At 74.2% G+C, this 16,295-nt stretch carries 17 protein-coding genes and 1 pseudogene; 7 read left to right on the top strand and 11 right to left on the bottom strand.

Annotation, left to right across the window (positions count from 1 at the left end):
* Window positions 1–148 precede the first annotated feature (148 nt).
* Window positions 149–2,305, top strand: coding sequence for an elongation factor G-like protein EF-G2 (locus tag GA0070215_RS20545; RefSeq protein ID WP_091048699.1), 2,157 nt, complete (start codon window positions 149–151; stop codon window positions 2,303–2,305).
* Between the two features lie 168 nt (window positions 2,306–2,473).
* Here the strand turns inward: GA0070215_RS20545 and GA0070215_RS20540 are convergent, their stop codons facing one another.
* From GA0070215_RS20540 to thrS, 4 genes are all read right to left on the bottom strand, one after another.
* Window positions 2,474–3,475 carry an aldo/keto reductase gene (locus tag GA0070215_RS20540; protein WP_208600389.1) on the bottom strand — a complete coding sequence of 334 codons (1,002 nt, stop codon included), beginning with the start codon at window positions 3,473–3,475 and terminating at the stop codon, window positions 2,474–2,476.
* A 213-nt stretch (window positions 3,476–3,688) separates the two neighbouring features.
* The gene (locus GA0070215_RS20535; RefSeq protein ID WP_091048780.1) at window positions 3,689–4,327 is read right to left on the bottom strand and encodes a CG0192-related protein; all 639 of its coding nucleotides are present in this window, start codon (window positions 4,325–4,327) and stop codon (window positions 3,689–3,691) included.
* A gap of 32 nt (window positions 4,328–4,359) precedes the next feature.
* On the bottom strand, window positions 4,360–4,920 hold the full coding sequence (locus GA0070215_RS20530; protein WP_018785003.1) for an HIT family protein: 561 nt from the start codon (window positions 4,918–4,920) through the stop codon (window positions 4,360–4,362).
* Between the two features lie 63 nt (window positions 4,921–4,983).
* Window positions 4,984–7,002, bottom strand: coding sequence for a threonine--tRNA ligase (thrS, locus tag GA0070215_RS20525; RefSeq protein ID WP_091048692.1), 2,019 nt, complete (start codon window positions 7,000–7,002; stop codon window positions 4,984–4,986).
* 203 nt (window positions 7,003–7,205) lie between these two features.
* On the opposite strand from thrS, the gene GA0070215_RS20520 reads away from it, so the two are divergent.
* Window positions 7,206–8,144 (top strand): YcnI family protein, encoded by a 939-nt coding sequence (locus GA0070215_RS20520; RefSeq protein WP_091048688.1) that lies wholly within the window; start codon window positions 7,206–7,208, stop codon window positions 8,142–8,144.
* Between the two features lie 110 nt (window positions 8,145–8,254).
* Here the strand turns inward: GA0070215_RS20520 and GA0070215_RS20515 are convergent, their stop codons facing one another.
* Entirely contained in the window at window positions 8,255–9,181 is a 927-nt protein-coding gene (locus tag GA0070215_RS20515) for an ADP-ribosylglycohydrolase family protein (protein WP_091048685.1), read from the bottom strand.
* A 73-nt stretch (window positions 9,182–9,254) separates the two neighbouring features.
* Between GA0070215_RS20515 and GA0070215_RS20510 the strand changes: the two genes are divergently transcribed.
* The 3 genes from GA0070215_RS20510 to GA0070215_RS20500 all read left to right on the top strand — a co-directional run bounded on the left by GA0070215_RS20510 (window position 9,255) and on the right by GA0070215_RS20500 (window position 11,821).
* Window positions 9,255–9,944, top strand: coding sequence for a response regulator transcription factor (locus GA0070215_RS20510; RefSeq protein WP_018784999.1), 690 nt, complete (start codon window positions 9,255–9,257; stop codon window positions 9,942–9,944).
* Between the two features lie 29 nt (window positions 9,945–9,973).
* Entirely contained in the window at window positions 9,974–11,365 is a 1,392-nt protein-coding gene (locus GA0070215_RS20505) for a HAMP domain-containing sensor histidine kinase (protein WP_026267783.1), read from the top strand.
* 228 nt (window positions 11,366–11,593) lie between these two features.
* Window positions 11,594–11,821: a hypothetical protein gene (locus tag GA0070215_RS20500; RefSeq protein ID WP_141708229.1), complete on the top strand. Its 228-nt coding sequence runs from the start codon at window positions 11,594–11,596 to the stop codon at window positions 11,819–11,821.
* Here the strand turns inward: GA0070215_RS20500 and GA0070215_RS20495 are convergent.
* The gene (locus tag GA0070215_RS20495; protein ID WP_091048676.1) at window positions 11,778–12,803 is read right to left on the bottom strand and encodes an adenosine deaminase; all 1,026 of its coding nucleotides are present in this window, start codon (window positions 12,801–12,803) and stop codon (window positions 11,778–11,780) included. The two genes, GA0070215_RS20500 and GA0070215_RS20495, sit on opposite strands and share 44 nt — an antisense overlap.
* A pseudogene (locus GA0070215_RS20490) lies at window positions 12,800–13,242 on the bottom strand (class I SAM-dependent methyltransferase). The gene GA0070215_RS20495 and the pseudogene GA0070215_RS20490 overlap by 4 nt, the downstream one beginning before the upstream one ends.
* Before the next feature lie 144 nt (window positions 13,243–13,386).
* Between GA0070215_RS20490 and GA0070215_RS20485 the strand changes: the two are divergent.
* Both GA0070215_RS20485 and GA0070215_RS20480 read left to right on the top strand, forming a co-directional pair.
* Window positions 13,387–14,370 carry an aldo/keto reductase gene (locus tag GA0070215_RS20485; RefSeq protein ID WP_091048670.1) on the top strand — a complete coding sequence of 328 codons (984 nt, stop codon included), beginning with the start codon at window positions 13,387–13,389 and terminating at the stop codon, window positions 14,368–14,370.
* 79 nt (window positions 14,371–14,449) lie between these two features.
* Entirely contained in the window at window positions 14,450–14,641 is a 192-nt protein-coding gene (locus tag GA0070215_RS20480; protein WP_091048666.1) for a hypothetical protein, read from the top strand.
* A gap of 81 nt (window positions 14,642–14,722) precedes the next feature.
* On the opposite strand, the gene GA0070215_RS20475 is transcribed toward GA0070215_RS20480, so the two are convergent.
* From GA0070215_RS20475 to GA0070215_RS20460, 4 genes are all read right to left on the bottom strand, one after another.
* Window positions 14,723–14,926: a cold-shock protein gene (locus tag GA0070215_RS20475; RefSeq protein ID WP_007075740.1), complete on the bottom strand. Its 204-nt coding sequence runs from the start codon at window positions 14,924–14,926 to the stop codon at window positions 14,723–14,725.
* A 288-nt stretch (window positions 14,927–15,214) separates the two neighbouring features.
* Complete coding sequence (locus GA0070215_RS20470) at window positions 15,215–15,487, bottom strand: DUF4235 domain-containing protein (protein WP_018784993.1); 273 nt, start codon at window positions 15,485–15,487, stop codon at window positions 15,215–15,217.
* The gene (locus GA0070215_RS20465; protein WP_018784992.1) at window positions 15,484–15,825 is read right to left on the bottom strand and encodes a DUF3618 domain-containing protein; all 342 of its coding nucleotides are present in this window, start codon (window positions 15,823–15,825) and stop codon (window positions 15,484–15,486) included. The genes GA0070215_RS20470 and GA0070215_RS20465 overlap by 4 nt, the downstream gene beginning before the upstream one ends.
* Window positions 15,822–16,256, bottom strand: coding sequence for a phage holin family protein (locus GA0070215_RS20460; protein WP_013474843.1), 435 nt, complete (start codon window positions 16,254–16,256; stop codon window positions 15,822–15,824). Before GA0070215_RS20460 ends, GA0070215_RS20465 begins: the two co-directional genes overlap by 4 nt.
* Window positions 16,257–16,295: the final 39 nt, after the last annotated feature.

Below are 16,295 nucleotides of genomic sequence, written 5' to 3'. Positions count from 1 at the left end.
GGAGGTGAGCCAGCTCACCGGATCACCGGTCCGCGTTCCCGTCCAGCAGCAGATCACCGGAAGATATCGCCGCGGCGCCCGTCCCGGGTCCGCTCCCCCGTCGCCCGCGGCGGTCGCCACCACCACCGGTTGAGGGAGGTGCGCCGCGATGGCGCAGAAGAACGAGAAGGGTGTCCCCGGCGGCGCGCCGGTGGTGACCGAGCCCGGCAGGGTCCGCAACGTGGTGCTCGTCGGGCATTCCGGCGCCGGCAAGACGACGCTCGTCGAGGCGCTGCTCGCCGCCGGCGGCACGATCAGCCGGGCCGGCGCCGTCACCGACGGCACCACCGTCTGCGACCACGACCCCGCCGCCGTACGCCAGCAGCGCTCGGTCAGCCTGGCCTGCGCCCCGCTGACGCACCGCGACGTCAAGGTCAACCTGCTGGACACGCCGGGCTACGGCGACTTCGTCGGTGAGCTGCGCGCCGGGCTGCGCGCCGCCGACGCGGCCCTGTTCGTGGTCTCCGCCGTGGACGGCATGGACGCCGCCACCGCCGCCCTCTGGGAGGAGTGCGCCGCCGTCGACATGCCCCGGGCGGTGGCCGTCTCCCGGCTGGACCACCCGCGCGCCGACTTCGACGAGGCGGTGGCGCTGTGCCAGCGGGTCTTCGGCGACAACGTGCTCCCGCTCTACCTGCCCATGCTCGGCGACGACGGCGAGTCGGTGGCCGGACTGATGGGGCTGATCACCCGCCGGGTGTACGACTACTCCGACGGGCTGCCGGCGGCGGTGCGCGAGCCGGACCCGGAGCACCTGCCGGCCATCCAGGAGTCCCGCAACGAGCTGATCGAGGGGATCATCGCGGAGAGCGAGGACGAGACCCTGATGGACCGCTACCTCGGCGGCGAGGAGATCGACCCCGAGGTGCTGATCACCGACCTGGAGACGGCCGTGGCGCGCGGCCACTTCTACCCCGTGGTGCCGGTCTGCGCGGAGACCGGCGTCGGCCTGGACGCGCTGCTCGACGGCCTGGTCGCGGCGTTCCCGTCGCCGCTGGAGCATGAGCTGCCCGCCGTCACCGGCGTGGACGGCTCGCCCCGCCCGCCGCTCACCTGCGACCCGGACGGCCCACTCGTCGCCGAGGTGGTCAAGACGACAGTCGACCGGCACGTCGGGCGGGTCTCACTGGTCCGCGTCTTCTCCGGCACGCTGCGCCCCGATCAGGTGATCCACGTGTCCGGACACGGCCTGGCCGAGCGTGGCCACCCGGACCACGACGCCGACGAGCGGGTCGGCCACGTCTACAGCCCGCTGGGCGCGACGCTGCGCGAGGTGGCCGCCTGCGTCGCCGGTGACCTGTGCGCGATCACCAAGTCGGGCAGCGCCGAGACCGGCGACACCATCTCGGCCAAGGACGACCCGCTGCTGATCGCGCCGTGGGAGATGCCCGAGCCGCTGCTGCCGGTGGCGATCGTGGCACGCAGCCGGGCCGACGAGGACGCGCTGGCCCGCAACCTGTCCCGGCTGGTCGCCGGTGACCCGACGCTGCGGCTCGACCGCAACCCGGAGACCCACCAGCTGGTGCTCTGGTGCATGGGCGAGGCGCACGCCGACGTGGTGCTCGACCGGCTGCGCGGTGGCGGCGTCGAGCTGGACACCGAGCCGGTGCGGGTGCCGCTGCGCGAGACGTTCACGGCCGCCGCGCGCGGGCACGGCCGGCACGTCAAGCAGTCCGGCGGCCACGGCCAGTACGCGGTCTGCGACATCGAGGTGGAGCCGCTGCCCCGGGGCGCCGGTTTCGAGTTCGTCGACCGGGTGGTCGGCGGCGCCGTCCCGCACAACTACATCCCGTCGGTGGAGAAGGGGGTACGGGCGCAGATGGAACGCGGCCTGGTCGCCGGCTACCCGGTGGTGGACGTGCGGGTGACGCTGGTCGACGGCAAGGCGCACAGCGTCGACTCCTCCGACGCCGCGTTCCAGACCGCTGGCGCGCTGGCGCTGCGCGACGCCGCCGAGAAGGGCCAGCCGGCGCTGCTGGAGCCGGTCGACGAGATCACCGTACGGGTGCCCGACCCGTCGGTCGGCGCGGTGATGGGCGACCTGTCCGGACGGCGCGGCCGGGTGCTCGGCACCGAGCCGGACCCGGACGCCGAAGGGCGCACGCTGGTCCGCGCCGAGGTGCCCGCGACGGAGTTGCTGCGGTACGCGGTGGAGCTGCGCTCGATGACGGCCGGCACCGGCACGTTCCGCCGCGAGTTCGCCCGCCACGAGCCCATGCCCACCCACCTGGCCGACCAGGCCCGCAAGGAGTCCACCTCCCGCTGACCCCCCGCCCTCCACCGCTCCACCGCCACGATCTTGCACTTTCGTCCCGACAAAGGGGCATTTCGCCTACCCGTCGGCACCAACTGCACGAGCAGGTGGGCAGCGGGAGCGAGGCGCGGCGTCGTGGAGGGCGCGGGTGACGAGGAGGTCAGGGCGCGGGAGCGCGGGTCAGGGGCGGACGGCGGGGACGGGGGGCATCGGCCAGTGGGGGCGGTCGGCGTCGCGGAGGGCCGCCGAGCGTACCGCCGCCAACTGCCGCTCGACCTCGGCGAAGTGGTCCGGCGTGAGCGGGCCCCGGGCCAGCGCGGCCGCGTTCTCCTCGACCTGGGCCACCGTCCGGGCGCCGGGGATCGGCACCGCCCGGTCGCTGCGCGCCCAGATCCACCCGATCGCGCCCTGGGCGAGGGTGCGGCCGTCCGCGGTCAGCGCGTCGCGCACGACGGCGACCCGGCGCAGCCACTCCGGGGCGGGCCGGCCGCTGCGGAACCATTCCAGCCAGGTCGGCCCGAGTCCGCGTACGTCGTCGCGGGGCAGTGTGGACTCCGGCGTGTACTTGCCGGTGAGCAGACCCATCCCGAGCGGCCCCCGGGCCAGGCCGGCGAGGTCGTGCTTGACGCAGGCGTCGAGCATGGCCGGGGCGTCCCGGAGCACCGACAGCGCGTGCTGCACGGCGGTGGCGCCGCGCGCCACCTGGGCGAAGGCGGCGGCCCGGTCGGCCCGGTCGGTGCTCCACCCGTACGCCCCGATCAGGCCGGCGTCGACCAGGTCGTCGAGCGTGCCGATCAGTGCCTCGGCGCGGGGCAGCGGCAGGTCGCCGAGGTGCAGCTGGTACAGGTCGATGCGGTCGGTGCCGAGCCGGCGCAGTGAGCCGGTGACCGCCTGGCGCAGGTAGTGCGGGGAGGCGTTCTCGCCGGTGGCCTGCCGGGTCCGCTCGTCGAAGGTGTAGCCGAACTTCGTGGCGATCACCGCCTCGTCGCGCCGGCCGGCGAGCGCACGGCCGAGCACCCGCTCGCCGTGCCCGGCGCCGTACGTGTCGGCGGTGTCGAACAGCGTGACGCCGAGGTCGAGCGCGCGACGGACGGCGCGTACCGACTCGTCGTCGTCGACCCGACCCCAGCCCAGCGGGCGGGCTCCCTCGGCCCACGGGCCACCGATCGCCCAGCACCCCATGCCGAGGGCGCTCACCTCGATGCCGCTGCGACCCAACCGTCGCTTCTCGACTGTCACCGCCGCATCCTGTCACCTCACCGGCGACCGCGGGCCGGTTCGTCGCCGAGGAGCCCGATCACGATCACGCCACGTGACGCCATGCGGTGGGCGGTAGCGGTGGACTCGTCATGCCTGAGAGTCATGAACATGCCTCTCAGGCATGACGGTCTGTCCTCAGCGGGCGTGGGCCAGCAGCACCGGCTCGTCCTGGCCGGGCCAGGTGCCGGTGAGCCCGCCGGAGCCCGGCGCCTCGGCCGGCACGGGCCGCCGGACCACCGCCAGCTCGACGTCCCCGACCCGGACCACCGTCACACCGCCGTCACCCGGGCCGGCCGGGACCGGAGCAGCCGGGACCGGGCCGGTCGGGACGGCACGGCCGGTGCGGCTGCCGGTCAGCGTCATGCTCGCCGGGCGCACCTCACGCTTCCCGTCGACCTCGAAGTACTCCTCGGCCTGCCCGGCGTCAGCCAGAACGGCGGCGGCCAGCAGCGGCGGGTACACCGGGTCGCCGCAGGCGTCGTACACCCAGCGGCGGCCGAGCACCGAGTGCTCGATGACACCCACCAGGTGCTCGTCGGCCCCGGCCAGCGGCCCGCCCCGGTAGGTCAGCGGCACCTGGAGCACCGGCCCGGCACTGACGCGGACGAGCAGCGTCTCGACGCCGACCTCGCCGGCCGGGTCGTCGAACCGGTATGCCGCGACGCGGCTGACCTCCGCGCCCGCCTCCCCGGCGAACCAGGACCGGCCGGGAAGCCAGCCGGCGAGCAACTCCAGTTTCGAGGGGCGCAGTTCCGCGCGGTGCAGGAGAGCCATGCGCGAGATCGTACTGTCGGAGCGGGCCGCCGTCAGGCCGCCGCCCACGCCTTGGCGAGCAGTTCCCGGGTGTCGGCGAGCAGTTGCGGCAGCACTTTCGTCCGGCCGATCACCGGCATGAAGTTGGCGTCACCGCCCCAGCGCGGCACCACGTGCTGGTGCAGGTGCGCGGCGATGCCCGCGCCGGCCACGCCGCCCTGGTTCATGCCCAGGTTGAAGCCGTGCGCGCTGGAGACGTGCCTGATCACACGCATGGCGGCCTTGGTGAACGCGGCCAGCTCGACCGTCTCCGGCTCGTCCAGCTCGGTGTAGTCGGCCACGTGCCGGTAGGGGCAGACCAGCAGGTGCCCGGGGTTGTACGGGTAGAGGTTGAGCACCGCGAAGACGTGCTCGCCGCGGGCCACCACCAGGCTCTCCTCGGCCGGCAGGCCGGGCGCCAGGCAGAACGGGCAGCCGGCGGGCTTCTCGTAGCCGCCCTCGGGACGGTCCTCGCCGGAGATGTAGGTCATCCGGTGCGGCGTCCAGAGCCGGTCCAGCCCGTCCGCCAGACCGTCGTCGCCGCCGTACCCGGTGTGCCGCTCCGCCCCTGTCACACAGGCGATCCTACGATCCGGCCCCGAACCGCGCCGCCAGGGCGGCGCGGTTCGGCGGACCGCCTACTCGGCGGCGGTGGCGGTGGGTCCGGCGTTCGTGCGCGACTCCACCACCTCGCGGACGTGCGCCACCGCCTCGTCGACAGGGACGCCGTTGCGCTGCGAGCCGTCCCGGTAGCGGAACGACACGGTGCCGGCGGCCACGTCGTCGTCGCCGGCGATCACCATGAACGGGATCTTCTGCTGCTGCGCGTTACGGATCTTCTTCTGCATCCGGTCGTCGCCCAGGTCGACCTCGGCGCGGATGCCGTGCCGGCGCAGCGTGGCGGCGAAGTCGACCAGGTAGTCGCCGTGCTCGTCACGGATCGGGATGCCGACCACCTGCACCGGCGCCAGCCAGGCCGGGAACGCGCCCGCGTAGTGCTCGGTGAGCACTCCGATGAACCGCTCGATCGACCCGAACTTCGCGCAGTGGATCATGACCGGCTGCTTCCGGGTGCCGTCGGCGGCCTGGTACTCCAGCCCGAAGCCCTTCGGCTGGTTGAAGTCGTACTGGATGGTCGACATCTGCCAGGTCCGGCCGATGGCGTCCTTGGCCTGCACGGAGATCTTCGGGCCGTAGAACGCCGCGCCGCCCGGGTCCGGCACCAGCTCCAGGCCGGTCTCCAGCGCGCACTGCTCCAGCACGGCGGTGGCGGTCGCCCAGTCGGCGTCGGTGCCGACGAACTTGTCCGGCCGGGAGTCGTCGCGGGTCGACAGCTCCAGGTAGAAGTCGTCGATGCCGAAGTCGCGCAGCAGGCTGAGCACGAAGCCGAGCAGGTGCTTGATCTCGGCCGGCGCCTGCTCCTCGGTGCAGTAGGAGTGCGAGTCGTCCTGGGTGAAGCCGCGCACCCGGGTCAGCCCGTGGATCACGCCCGACTTCTCGTACCGGTAGACCGAGCCGAACTCGAACAGCCGCAGCGGCAGCTGCCGGTAGGACCGCCCGCGCGACCGGTAGATCAGGTTGTGCATCGGGCAGTTCATGGCCTTGAGGTAGTAGTCGCTGCCCTCCATCTCCATCGGCGGGAACATCGTGTCCTTGTAGTAGGGCAGGTGTCCCGAGGTGTGGAAGAGACCTTCCTTGGAGATGTGCGGCGTACCGACGTAGTCGAAGCCCTCCTCGATGTGCCGCGCCCGGACGTAGTCCTCCATCACCCGCTTGAGCACGCCGCCCTTGGGGTGGAAGACCGGCAGGCCGGAGCCGATCTCGTCGGGGAAGCTGAACAGGTCGAGGTCAGCACCGAGCTTGCGGTGGTCGCGGCGGGCGGCCTCCTCCAGCAGCTTCAGGTACGCCTTCAGCGCGTCCCGGGTCGGCCAGGCGGTGCCGTACACGCGCTGCAGCTGCGGGTTGCGCTCCGACCCGCGCCAGTACGCGGCGGCCGAGCGCATCAGCTTGAACGCGCCGATCAGCCGGGTGTTCGGCAGGTGCGGGCCGCGGCACAGGTCCGACCAGCAGACCTTGTCCTCGTTCGCGGCGAGGTTGTCGTAGATGGTCAGCTCGCCGCCGCCCACCTCCATCACCTCGGACGAGTCCAGCCCTTCGCCCTTGACCTCGATCAGCTCCAGCTTGAACGGCTCGGCGGCCAGCTCGGCCCGGGCCTCGTCCAGGTCGGTGAACCGGCGGCGGCGGAACCGCTGGCCGGACTTGACGATCTCCTGCATGCGCTTCTCGAGCTTGGCCAGGTCGTCCGGCTGGAACGGCTTGTCGACGCCGAAGTCGTAGTAGAAGCCGTTCTCGATCGGCGGGCCGATGCCCAGCTTCGCGTCCGGGAAGACGTCCTGCACCGCCTGCGCCAGCACGTGGGCGGTGGAGTGACGCAGCACGTTCAGCCCGTCCGGGCTGTCCAGGGTGACCGGCTCGACCGCGACGTCCTCGGCCGGGCGCCAGTCCAGGTCGCGGAGCTGGCCCTGCGGGTCGCGGACCACCACGGTCGCCTTCGGCCCGCTCATCGGCAGGCCGGCCGCGGCCACCGCGTCGGCCGCCTTGGTCCCGGCGGCGACGACGACGGGGTCGGCCACGACGGGGGTACGGGGTGCGGACACGGTGACTCCTGTCGTCGACGGTACGAAGGGCCGGTGACCGGCCCCTGCGATGCTATCGGTCGCCCGGACCCGGACCGCCGCCGACGCCGGTGCCCCGTCTCCGGCGAGTTCCGTGCGGTGTTGAACCTTTTCGCCCCGCCGCCCGAACTACCAGGTGGGGCCGGAGCCGGTGCCGGCCCCAGTCGAGAAGGATGGGGACGACCATGAGGATGACCCGTCGGGGCCGGTGGGCGGCGGCGTTGCTGGCGGCCGTACTCGCCGGGGCGGTGGGCTGGCCGGGCGCGGCGAACGCGGCCGGGGTGACAGTCACGACCTCACCCGCCCAGGTACGCCAGGGCGACGCGATCCAACTGTCGGTGGTGGTGCCGGCGGACCGGCCGGGCAGCCGCACCACCAGGATCGAGCTGACGATGCCCTCGGACGCCCCGATCGGCGAGGTGTACCCGCTGTCGGTGCCGGACTGGGCGCCGACCATCACCACCCGCACGCTCGACCAGCCGATCCCCGGCATGCACGCGTCCGAACTGAACCAGGTGACCCACTCGGTGAGCTGGCTGCGGATGCCCGGCACCGGCACCGGGCCGGCCCGGCTGCCGCTGGGCATGGGACCGATGCCCGCCACCGACCGGCTCACGTTCACCGTCGTGCAGACGTACGACGACGGCACCGTGGTCCGGTGGGCGGACCCGGCGGGTGGCGCGCACCCGGCACCGACCGTCGACCTGCTGCCGCCGCTGCCCGGCACCGTGACGCACGACGGCGCCCCCGGCGCGAACGGCGCCGGGCACGGCGGTCACGGCGCGGCGGGCGGCCCCGGCGCGGCCGGTGGGGCGCAGGGCGGCGCGGCGGGCGGCGCGGCACCGGTGGCCGACGACGGACCGAGCGCGGACCTGCTGCTCGGCGGCGGCCTGCTGGCCGGGCTGGCCGGCGGCGCGGCGATCGGCTGGCTGCTCAACCGCCGCCGGCGCGACACCATGACCCTCCCGCACGACGACAGCCCAACCCCCGTCGTGCCCGCCGCCACCGGACGTCCGGACACGGACCCCCGCTCCGACTCCTCCGAGCCGGCCCCTGCTCCCGCCGCCGACCCCCCCGCGCCCCTCGAGCCCGTCCCCGCTGGTGGTACGCGCTGGCACGCATGATCGACTTCAGCTCGCCGAGGTGGCTGCATCCCTCCCCCGCCGACCCCGCCACTTCCCCGAACTGGGGCGCGCACCCACGACCACCACAGCCGGCGAGGGCGGGCGGGCGGTCAGGCGGCGGTGAGCCAGCCGGGCAGCGGCTCGCGGGCGGTCAGCCAGCCCTCCGGTACGCCGCCGGGCACGCCGACCCCGGTGTACGCGGCCACGATCCCGCCCACGATGGCCGCTGTGGTGTCCACGTCGCCGCCCGCCTCGACGCAGGCCCGGATCGCGGCTGGGTAGTCGTGCAGCAGCGTGGCGGCGACCCAGAGCGTGAACGGCACGGTGTCCTGCGCGGTGACCCGCGAGCCGTTGCCGAGCGCGTCGGCCGCCGCAGCGGCCGGGTGACCGAGCAGCGCGGCGGCCCGGCGTACCCCGCGGTGCACCTCACCGGCCGGGTCGAGCGCCGCGGCGACCGCGGCGAGCAGGCGGGCCGGGTCGGGCCGGTCGCCGTCGAGGCGGGCCCGGGCGGCGAGCGAGGCGGCCACCGCGACCGCCACCGCGCCGGCCACGCCCTCCGGGTGTGCGTGGGTCACCTCGGCGGAGTCGCGGGCCTGCTCGGCGGCGCGCCGGGTGGAGTCGGCGTGCCAGGCGCCGAGCGGCGCCACACGCATCGCGGCGCCGTTGCCGCAGGAGCCCTGCCCGTCGAACGCGGACGCGGCGGCCACCGGCCACGGCGTGCCGGTACGGATCAGCCGCAGCACGGTCACCGCGCCCGGCCCGTACCCCCGGTACGGCTCGCAGCGCTGCGCGAACGCCAGCGCCAGCCGGTCGGAGTCGATGCGGCCGGCGGCGGCCAGTTCGGCCACCACCGAGCAGGCCATCTCGGTGTCGTCGGTCCACTCCCACGGCGGCGCGGGCAGCCGCCCGGCGGCGAGGTCGTCCGGGTGCCGGCCGGGGACGAAGAACTGGGAGCCGAGGGCGTCGCCCACCGACAGGCCGGCCAGCGCGTCGCGGGCGAGCGTGAGGCGGGTGTCGGGGAAGAGCGTGAACGTCATCGCCGTCCCAGCTTGCCCGGTTGGCCGGACCGCCGCAACGCGACCGGCTTGCCATGCCGAGTACGGTGCTGACGTGGCAACCGTCCTGCTGGTCGAAGACGACCACGTCGTGCGCGGCGCCATGCTGCGCTCGCTGACCGACCGGGGGCACGCGGTGCACGCCGTCGGCACCGCGCTGGACGCGCTGCGCCGGGTCGCCGCGGAGACACCGGATCTGGTGGTGCTCGACCTCGGCCTGCCCGACCTGGACGGCTCGGACGCGCTGCGCATGCTGCGCGGCATCACCGACGTGCCGATCATCATCGCCACCGCCCGCGACGACGAGCAGTCGGTGGTACGGCTGCTGCGCGCCGGCGCGGACGACTACATGGTCAAGCCGTTCACCGGGGCGCACCTGGACGCCCGGATCACCACCGTGCTGCGCCGGGCCGGCCGGGCCAGCCGTACCGTGCAACCGGCCGTGCACACCGTCGGCGGCCTGCGGGTGGACGTGGGTGAGCGCAGCGCGGTGCTGGACGGGGAGTCCCTGGCCCTGACCCGCAAGGAATTCGACCTGCTGGCGTATCTCGCCGCGCGTCCCGGCCGGGTAGTGTCCCGGCGGGAACTCTTGGAGGAGGTATGGCGGCAGCCATCGGTCGGCGAGGACCAGACCATCGACGTTCACCTGTACTGGCTCCGCCGCAAAATGGGCGAGTCCGCGGCGAAGCCGCGCTACCTGCGCACCGTGCGGGGGGTCGGCTTCCGGCTGGTGGCACCGGACTGAGGCTCACGCTCGCCGGGCTCACCGCCGGCCTGTGCGGCCTGATCGCGCTCGCCTTCCTCGTCCCGCTCGGGCTCACCCTCGCCGACCGGGCCCGGGAGGCGGAACTGGCCGACGCCGCCCGCCGGGCCGCGCTGGTGACCGGCGCGCTGGCGGTCAGCACCGACACCGCGACGATCGAACGGGCGGTGGCCGCCGCGGCCGGCGACGATCCGGCCCTGCGGCCGGTCGTGCACGGCATCGGCGCCGACGAGTCAGCCGGGCGCGCCGACCCACGGGTGCTGGCCGACGCCGCCGCGCAGCGGCGGTCGGTGGTGACCGAGGTGGACGGCGGGGTGCTGCGGCTGGACCCGGTGGTGCTCGGTGACCGGGTCGCCGTGGTGGAGGTCTTCGTCCCCGACGAGGTGCTCGACTCCGGCGGCGGCGGGCGGTGGCTGCTGCTGCTCGCGATCGGCCTGGCGCTGGTCGGCGCTGCGGTCGCCGTGGTCGACCGGGTGGCGGCCCGGGCCGTGGACGCCACCGGCGACCTGGTCAAGGCGGCGCTCGCGGTGGGCGACGGCGAGCTGGGGGTACGGGTCGAGCCGACCGGCCCGCGTGAGCTGGCCGAGGCCGGGCACGCGTTCAACCGGATGACCGAACGGCTGGTGGCGCTGCGGGCCGACGAGCACGAACTGGTCGCCGACCTGTCGCACCGGCTGCGCACGCCGCTGACCGCGCTGCGGCTGGACGCCGAGGCGCTGGAGTCCGACGACACGAGCATCGGCACGTTCAGCGAGGCGGAGCTGGACCGGCGGCGCGGCATCCGGCGGATCCGGCAGGCGATCGTCACGCTGGAGGGCGAGATCGACCAGCTCATCAAGACGACCCGCAAGGCGGTGGCCCAGGAGACGGCGCCGGCGTCGTGCGACGTGAGCGAGGTGGTCCGGGACCGGATGGTCTTCTGGTCGGCGCTGGCGGGTGACCAGAACCGGCCGCACCGGGTGCTCGGGGCGCAGTTGCGGATCCCGGCGCCGGTGCCCCGCGCCGAGCTGGCCGCCGCGCTGGACGCGGTGATCGGCAACGTGTTCCGGTACACGCCGCAGGGCACCGCGTTCGAGGTGGCGGTGAGCCGCCGGGACGGCTGGGTGGCGATCCGCATCGACGACGCCGGACCGGGCATCGCCGACCCGGACCGGGCGTTGCGCCGGGGTGAGAGCGACAGGGGGTCCACCGGGCTCGGGCTGGACATCGCCAAGCGGGTCGCGTTGCAGGCGAACGGTTCGGTGAGCATCGACCGGGCCCGGCTCGGCGGGGCGAGCGTGGTGATGCTGCTGGCCGACCCGGATGCGGCACCCCGGCCGGTGAACCGGTTCGGGCTGGTCGGGCGGATGGCCCGGGAGGTACGCGAGCCGCGTCCCGGGCGGCGCTGGCCGCGCCCGCGCTGACCCGTGGCTGTGTACGGGCGCAAGTTCTCCTTAAAGGTGGTTTAACGATGGCCGCGAAACCGGCGTGAACTGCCAGGATCGATGACAGAACCCATCAGTTCCGTCGGCCGGGACGCCCCGTAAGACCTTCCGGCCGACGGATCATGCGCGCGGCGGGAGTCCGGTCCCCCCACACCTCGCTCCCGTCGCGCGCGCTCTCCCGTCGAACCCGGGCGTGAGGTGACCGCCATGCCACCGGCCGTCAGTCGTCTGCTCCGCTGGGCCGCCGTCATCGGCCTGGGCATCGCGCTCACGCTCGCGGTGTGGCAGGACCCGGTGCTCGCGCACGGTCCCGCCCGGCCGGCGCCCGCCGGTCCCGGTCACGCCGCCACACTCATCGCGCTGACGGCGATGCTGCTGACCGCGCGGCGCCTCAGCGTGCCGCGCTCGCCAGGTACGCGTCGATCTCGGCGGTGATCCGGGCCTGTTCGGCCGGTGCCAGGAACGCCGCGGCGACCGCGGCGCGGGCCAGCGCGGCCACCCCGTCCGGGCCGAGTCGCAGCAGCCGGGCGGCCACCGCGTACTCGTCGTTGAGCGTGGTGCCGAACATCGGCGGGTCGTCGGAGTTAATGCTGACCGGCACACCGGCCTCGACCAGCCGGGGCAGCGGGTGCGCGTCCAGGCTCGGTACGGCCCGCGTGCGCACGTTCGAGGTCGGGGCGATCTCCAGCGGGATCCGCCGCTCGGCGAGGTAGGCCAGCAGCGCCGGATCCTGCGCGGCGGAGATGCCGTGGCCGATCCGCTCGGCGCCCAGCTCGCGCAGCGCGTCCCAGATCGTCTCCGGGCCGGTGGTCTCACCGGCGTGCGGCACCGAGCGCAGCCCGGCCGCCCGGGCCTGGTCGAAGTACGGCTTGAACTGCGGGCGGGGCACCCCGATCTCGGGGCCGCCGAGGCCGAAGCTGATCAGCCCGTCCGGTCGTTCGTCGAGCGCGATCCGCAACGTCTGTTCGGCGGCGGGCAGGCCGGCCTCGCCGGGGATGTCGAAGCACCAGCGCAGCGCGATGCCGAAGTCGGCCTCGGCGCGCTTGCGGGCGTCCTCGATCGCCTCGCCGAACGCCGGCGCCGGGATGCCGCGGCTGACGTGCGAGTACGGCGTGACGGTCAGCTCGGCGTACCGGACCTGCTGCCGGGCCAGCTCCCGGGCCACCTCGTGGGTGAGCAGCCAGACGTCGTCGGCGTCGCGGATCAGGTCCACCACGCTGAGGTAGACCTCGACGAAGTGGGCGAAGTCGCGGAACGCGAAATAGTCGGCGAGCGCCTCCGGGTCGGCCGGGACGGGACTGCGCCCCTCGTGCCGGGCGGCCAGCTCGGCGACGATCCGGGGCGAGGCCGAGCCGACGTGGTGCACGTGCAGCTCCACCTTGGGCAGTCCGGCGATGAAGGTGGGCAGGTCGGTCACGAGTTCTCCTCTGCGCGGGCGCCGGTACGGGCCACCGTGAAGATCCGGCGGAACGGGAAGTACACCTGACCCTGCCGCGCCGGGTACGCCTGCGCGGGCCGTACGCCCAGCTCGGCGCGGAAGGCGGCCCAGCCGGCGGCGTCCAGCGCGGCGCGGACCGGGCGCAGCGCGGTGCCCTCCGTCCAGGCCAGCACCGGGTGGTCGGCGCCGGTGGCGGGCAGCAGATGCACGTACGTAGTCTCCCAGGCGTCCACCGCGCACCCAGCGCCGGTCAGCAGCGTGGCGTAGCCGACCGGCTCGTCGACGGGCGCCTCGCGCAGCTTGCCGGCGAGCGCGTCGCGCCACCGGTCCTGCGCGGCGACGGCGCGCAGCAGCGGCCGGGGCCGCAGCCCAGGTCGACCACGGCGCGCGGGTGCGCGACGCCGACGCGGGCCAGCAGGTCGTGGAACGGCCGGGAGCGCTCGTCGCCGTAGCGCGGACAGGTGTGCGGATCCCACCTGACAACCTCGGAACCGTACGTGCGTCTTGTCGGACGGCACGGCCCGGCGCGCGCCCCGGCAACCCGCTCACTAGGCTCGACCGGGTGGAACAGCGCAGCTTCGACCGGCTCGGCCGGCACGTCGGCATCATCGGACTCGGCGCCTGGCAACTCGGCGCGGACTGGGGCGAGGTCAGCGAGGACGACGCGCTCGCCGTGCTCGCCGCCGCCGTCGACGCGGGCGTCACCTTCCTGGACACCGCCGACGTGTACGGCGACGGCCGCAGCGAGGCGCTGATCGGCCGGTTCCTGCGCTCCCGCCCCGGGCACGGGCTCACCGTGGCCACCAAGATGGGCCGCCGGGTGGAGCAGACGCCGGAGGCGTACACCCTCGACAACTTCCGGGCCTGGACCGACCGGTCCCGGGCCAACCTCGGCGTCGACACGCTCGACCTGGTGCAGCTGCACTGCCCGCCCACCGCCGTCTTCGCCGACGACCGGGTCTTCGACGCGCTCGACACGCTCGTCGACGAGGGACGCGTGGCCGGGTACGGCGTCAGCGTGGAGACCTGCGACCAGGCGCTCACCGCCATCGCCCGGCCCGGGGTGGCGAGCATCCAGATCATCCTCAACGCGGTCCGGCACAAGCCGCTGGAGCAGGTGCTGCCCGCCGCCGCTGCCGCCGGGGTCGGGATCATCGCCCGGGTGCCGCTGGCGAGCGGCCTGCTCTCCGGGCGGTACGACGAGAACACCACGTTCCCGGCGAACGACCACCGCACGTTCAACCGGCACGGCGAGTCGTTCGACGTGGGTGAGACGTTCTCCGGCGTCGACTACGACAGCGGCCTGGCCGCCGTGCGCCGGCTCGCGCCGCTGGTCGGCGACGACCGCACGATGGCGCAGTTCGCGCTGCGGTGGATCCTCGACCAGCCCGGCGTGACAGTGGTGATCCCCGGCGCCCGCTCCGCCGAGCAGGCACGGCGCAACGCCGAGGCGGCCGGGCAGCCGGCACTGACCGAGGTGGAGCTGGCCGCGGTGCGGGCCACCTACGACGAGCTGATCCGCCCGCAGGTACACGACCGGTGGTGAGCCGGCCGGGCGGCACGGCGCCGGCGGGCGCTCGCCGCGGCGGGCATGCTGGAGCGGAACTGTCGTCGGAGGGGGAACGATGAGGGGTTGGTTCCGGCTCACCCTGGGGCTGCTCGCCGTGGTGCTCGGTGCGCTGTGGACGGTGCTGGGCCTCGGTTTCGTCGAGGGCAGCGCGCTGAGCGACCAGCGGATCTGGGCGATGGCCGGCCCGGTGCTCGTCCTGTTCGGACTGGCCGGGCTCTGGTGGGGCATGCGGGCGCGGCGGCGCTGAGGCGCCGGTCATGGTGAAGCCCCGCCTCCCGGACGGGATGCGGGGCTTCCGGCACCGGCCGGCGCGGCCGGTGCGGTCAGCTCAGATGGGGCGGACCTGCTCGGCCTGCGGACCCTTCTGACCCTGGGCGATCTCGAACTCCACCCGCTGGTTCTCCTCCAGCGTGCGGTAGCCGCTGGTCTGGATGGCCGAGAAGTGGACGAACACGTCAGCACCCCCGCCGTCGACGGTGATGAAGCCGAAGCCCTTGTCAGCGTTGAACCACTTCACGGTTCCCTGCGCCATGTGTATCTCCTTCTAAAACTGGCGGCCGAGCACGCCGTGCGGCCGATTGGCCGTTTTCGAGCAGCGGCGCCTGAGGCGGCCCCCAATGCAGGAGACTTCTCTCAACCCACGCGTCTCTCAACAGCGTGAGACAGCAAACCACGTACGCCAAAACTTCGCACAGCCTTGCGGACGAAATTCTCCGACATGTGACCTGAAGGTCGCGCGGGCGGCGGTGCGCGGTCCCGCCGGAGCCATGCCGAAGGCCCCTCCCCCACGCTCGGGAAAGGGGCCTTTTCCGGCTTTTCGTCAGTCCGGCCAGTGACCGGTCAGCCGTCGTACGCCGACCGCTCCACCCCGGTCGACGGCGGCCCGCACCGCCGAGAAGATGGCCCCCTGCAGGGCCGCGGCGGCGAGCACCTCGCCCCAGCCACGGTCCTCGTCGGTGGCGCTCGGCGCCTCGCCGTCGCCCGCCGTCACCTTCCAGACCTGGCGGAAGATCGCCCCGGCGACGGCACCCGCGGCCAGGCCGAGCAGCACCCCCACCGGCCGGTACGCCGCCTTGCCGATCTTCCCACTCACCTGTGCCTCCCTCGGACGATCACCAGCACCACCGCGGTCACCAGCGCGCCGGCCGCGATGGCCGCCCACGGCAACGGGTTGCGCCCGACCGCCTCGCTCTTCTCGTACGCCTGTGCCCGGACCAGCCGGGCCCGCTCGGCCGCCCGCCCGCGCATCCGGGCCGCGGTCAGCGACGCCTGCTCACGCATCCGCGCCTTCGCCTGCTCGGCGGAGTGCCGCACCAGCGCCTTCGGATCGGCCCTGGCCGCGAGCAGCTCCATCGTCTCACCGAGTTCCACCCGGGTCCGGCGGATCTCCTCCCGGAGCGCCGCCACGTCCCCGGTCCCGTTACCGGTCATGCCCGCCTCCCGTCCTTCACCGCGGCGGTGACCGTGTCGACGTCCGCCCGAACGCTGCGGACCGCCGCCTCCGGCACCGGCGGGACGGCACGGCTGACCTGCTTCTTACCCACCAGCGCCAGGATCCCGGCGAGCAGGAACAGCGCCACCGCCACGATGAGGGCGGCCAGCCACGCCGGCATGACAAGCGCCAGCAACAGGATCACGGTGGCGACCAGGGCTCCGGCGCCGTAAAGCGCCATCACCCCGCCGCCGCCGAACAGCCCGATCCCGATCCCGGCGTGCTTGCCCTTCTGGGTCAGCTCCGCACGGGCCAGGGCCAGCTCGTCCCGCACCAGGCGGGTGACCTGCTCGGTGGCGCGCTGTACCAGTTCGGCGGTGGACGGCTCGCTCCCGGTCCGCGACGTGCTGCGACTCGCGACGTCAGCCATGCTGTCCTCCTTTCGTCATCACCGCGCTGTATGCCCGGA

This window comes from Micromonospora marina, from assembly GCF_900091565.1.
Lineage (GTDB): Bacteria > Actinomycetota > Actinomycetes > Mycobacteriales > Micromonosporaceae > Micromonospora > Micromonospora marina.
This window is presented reverse-complemented; position numbering and strand designations above follow the sequence as displayed.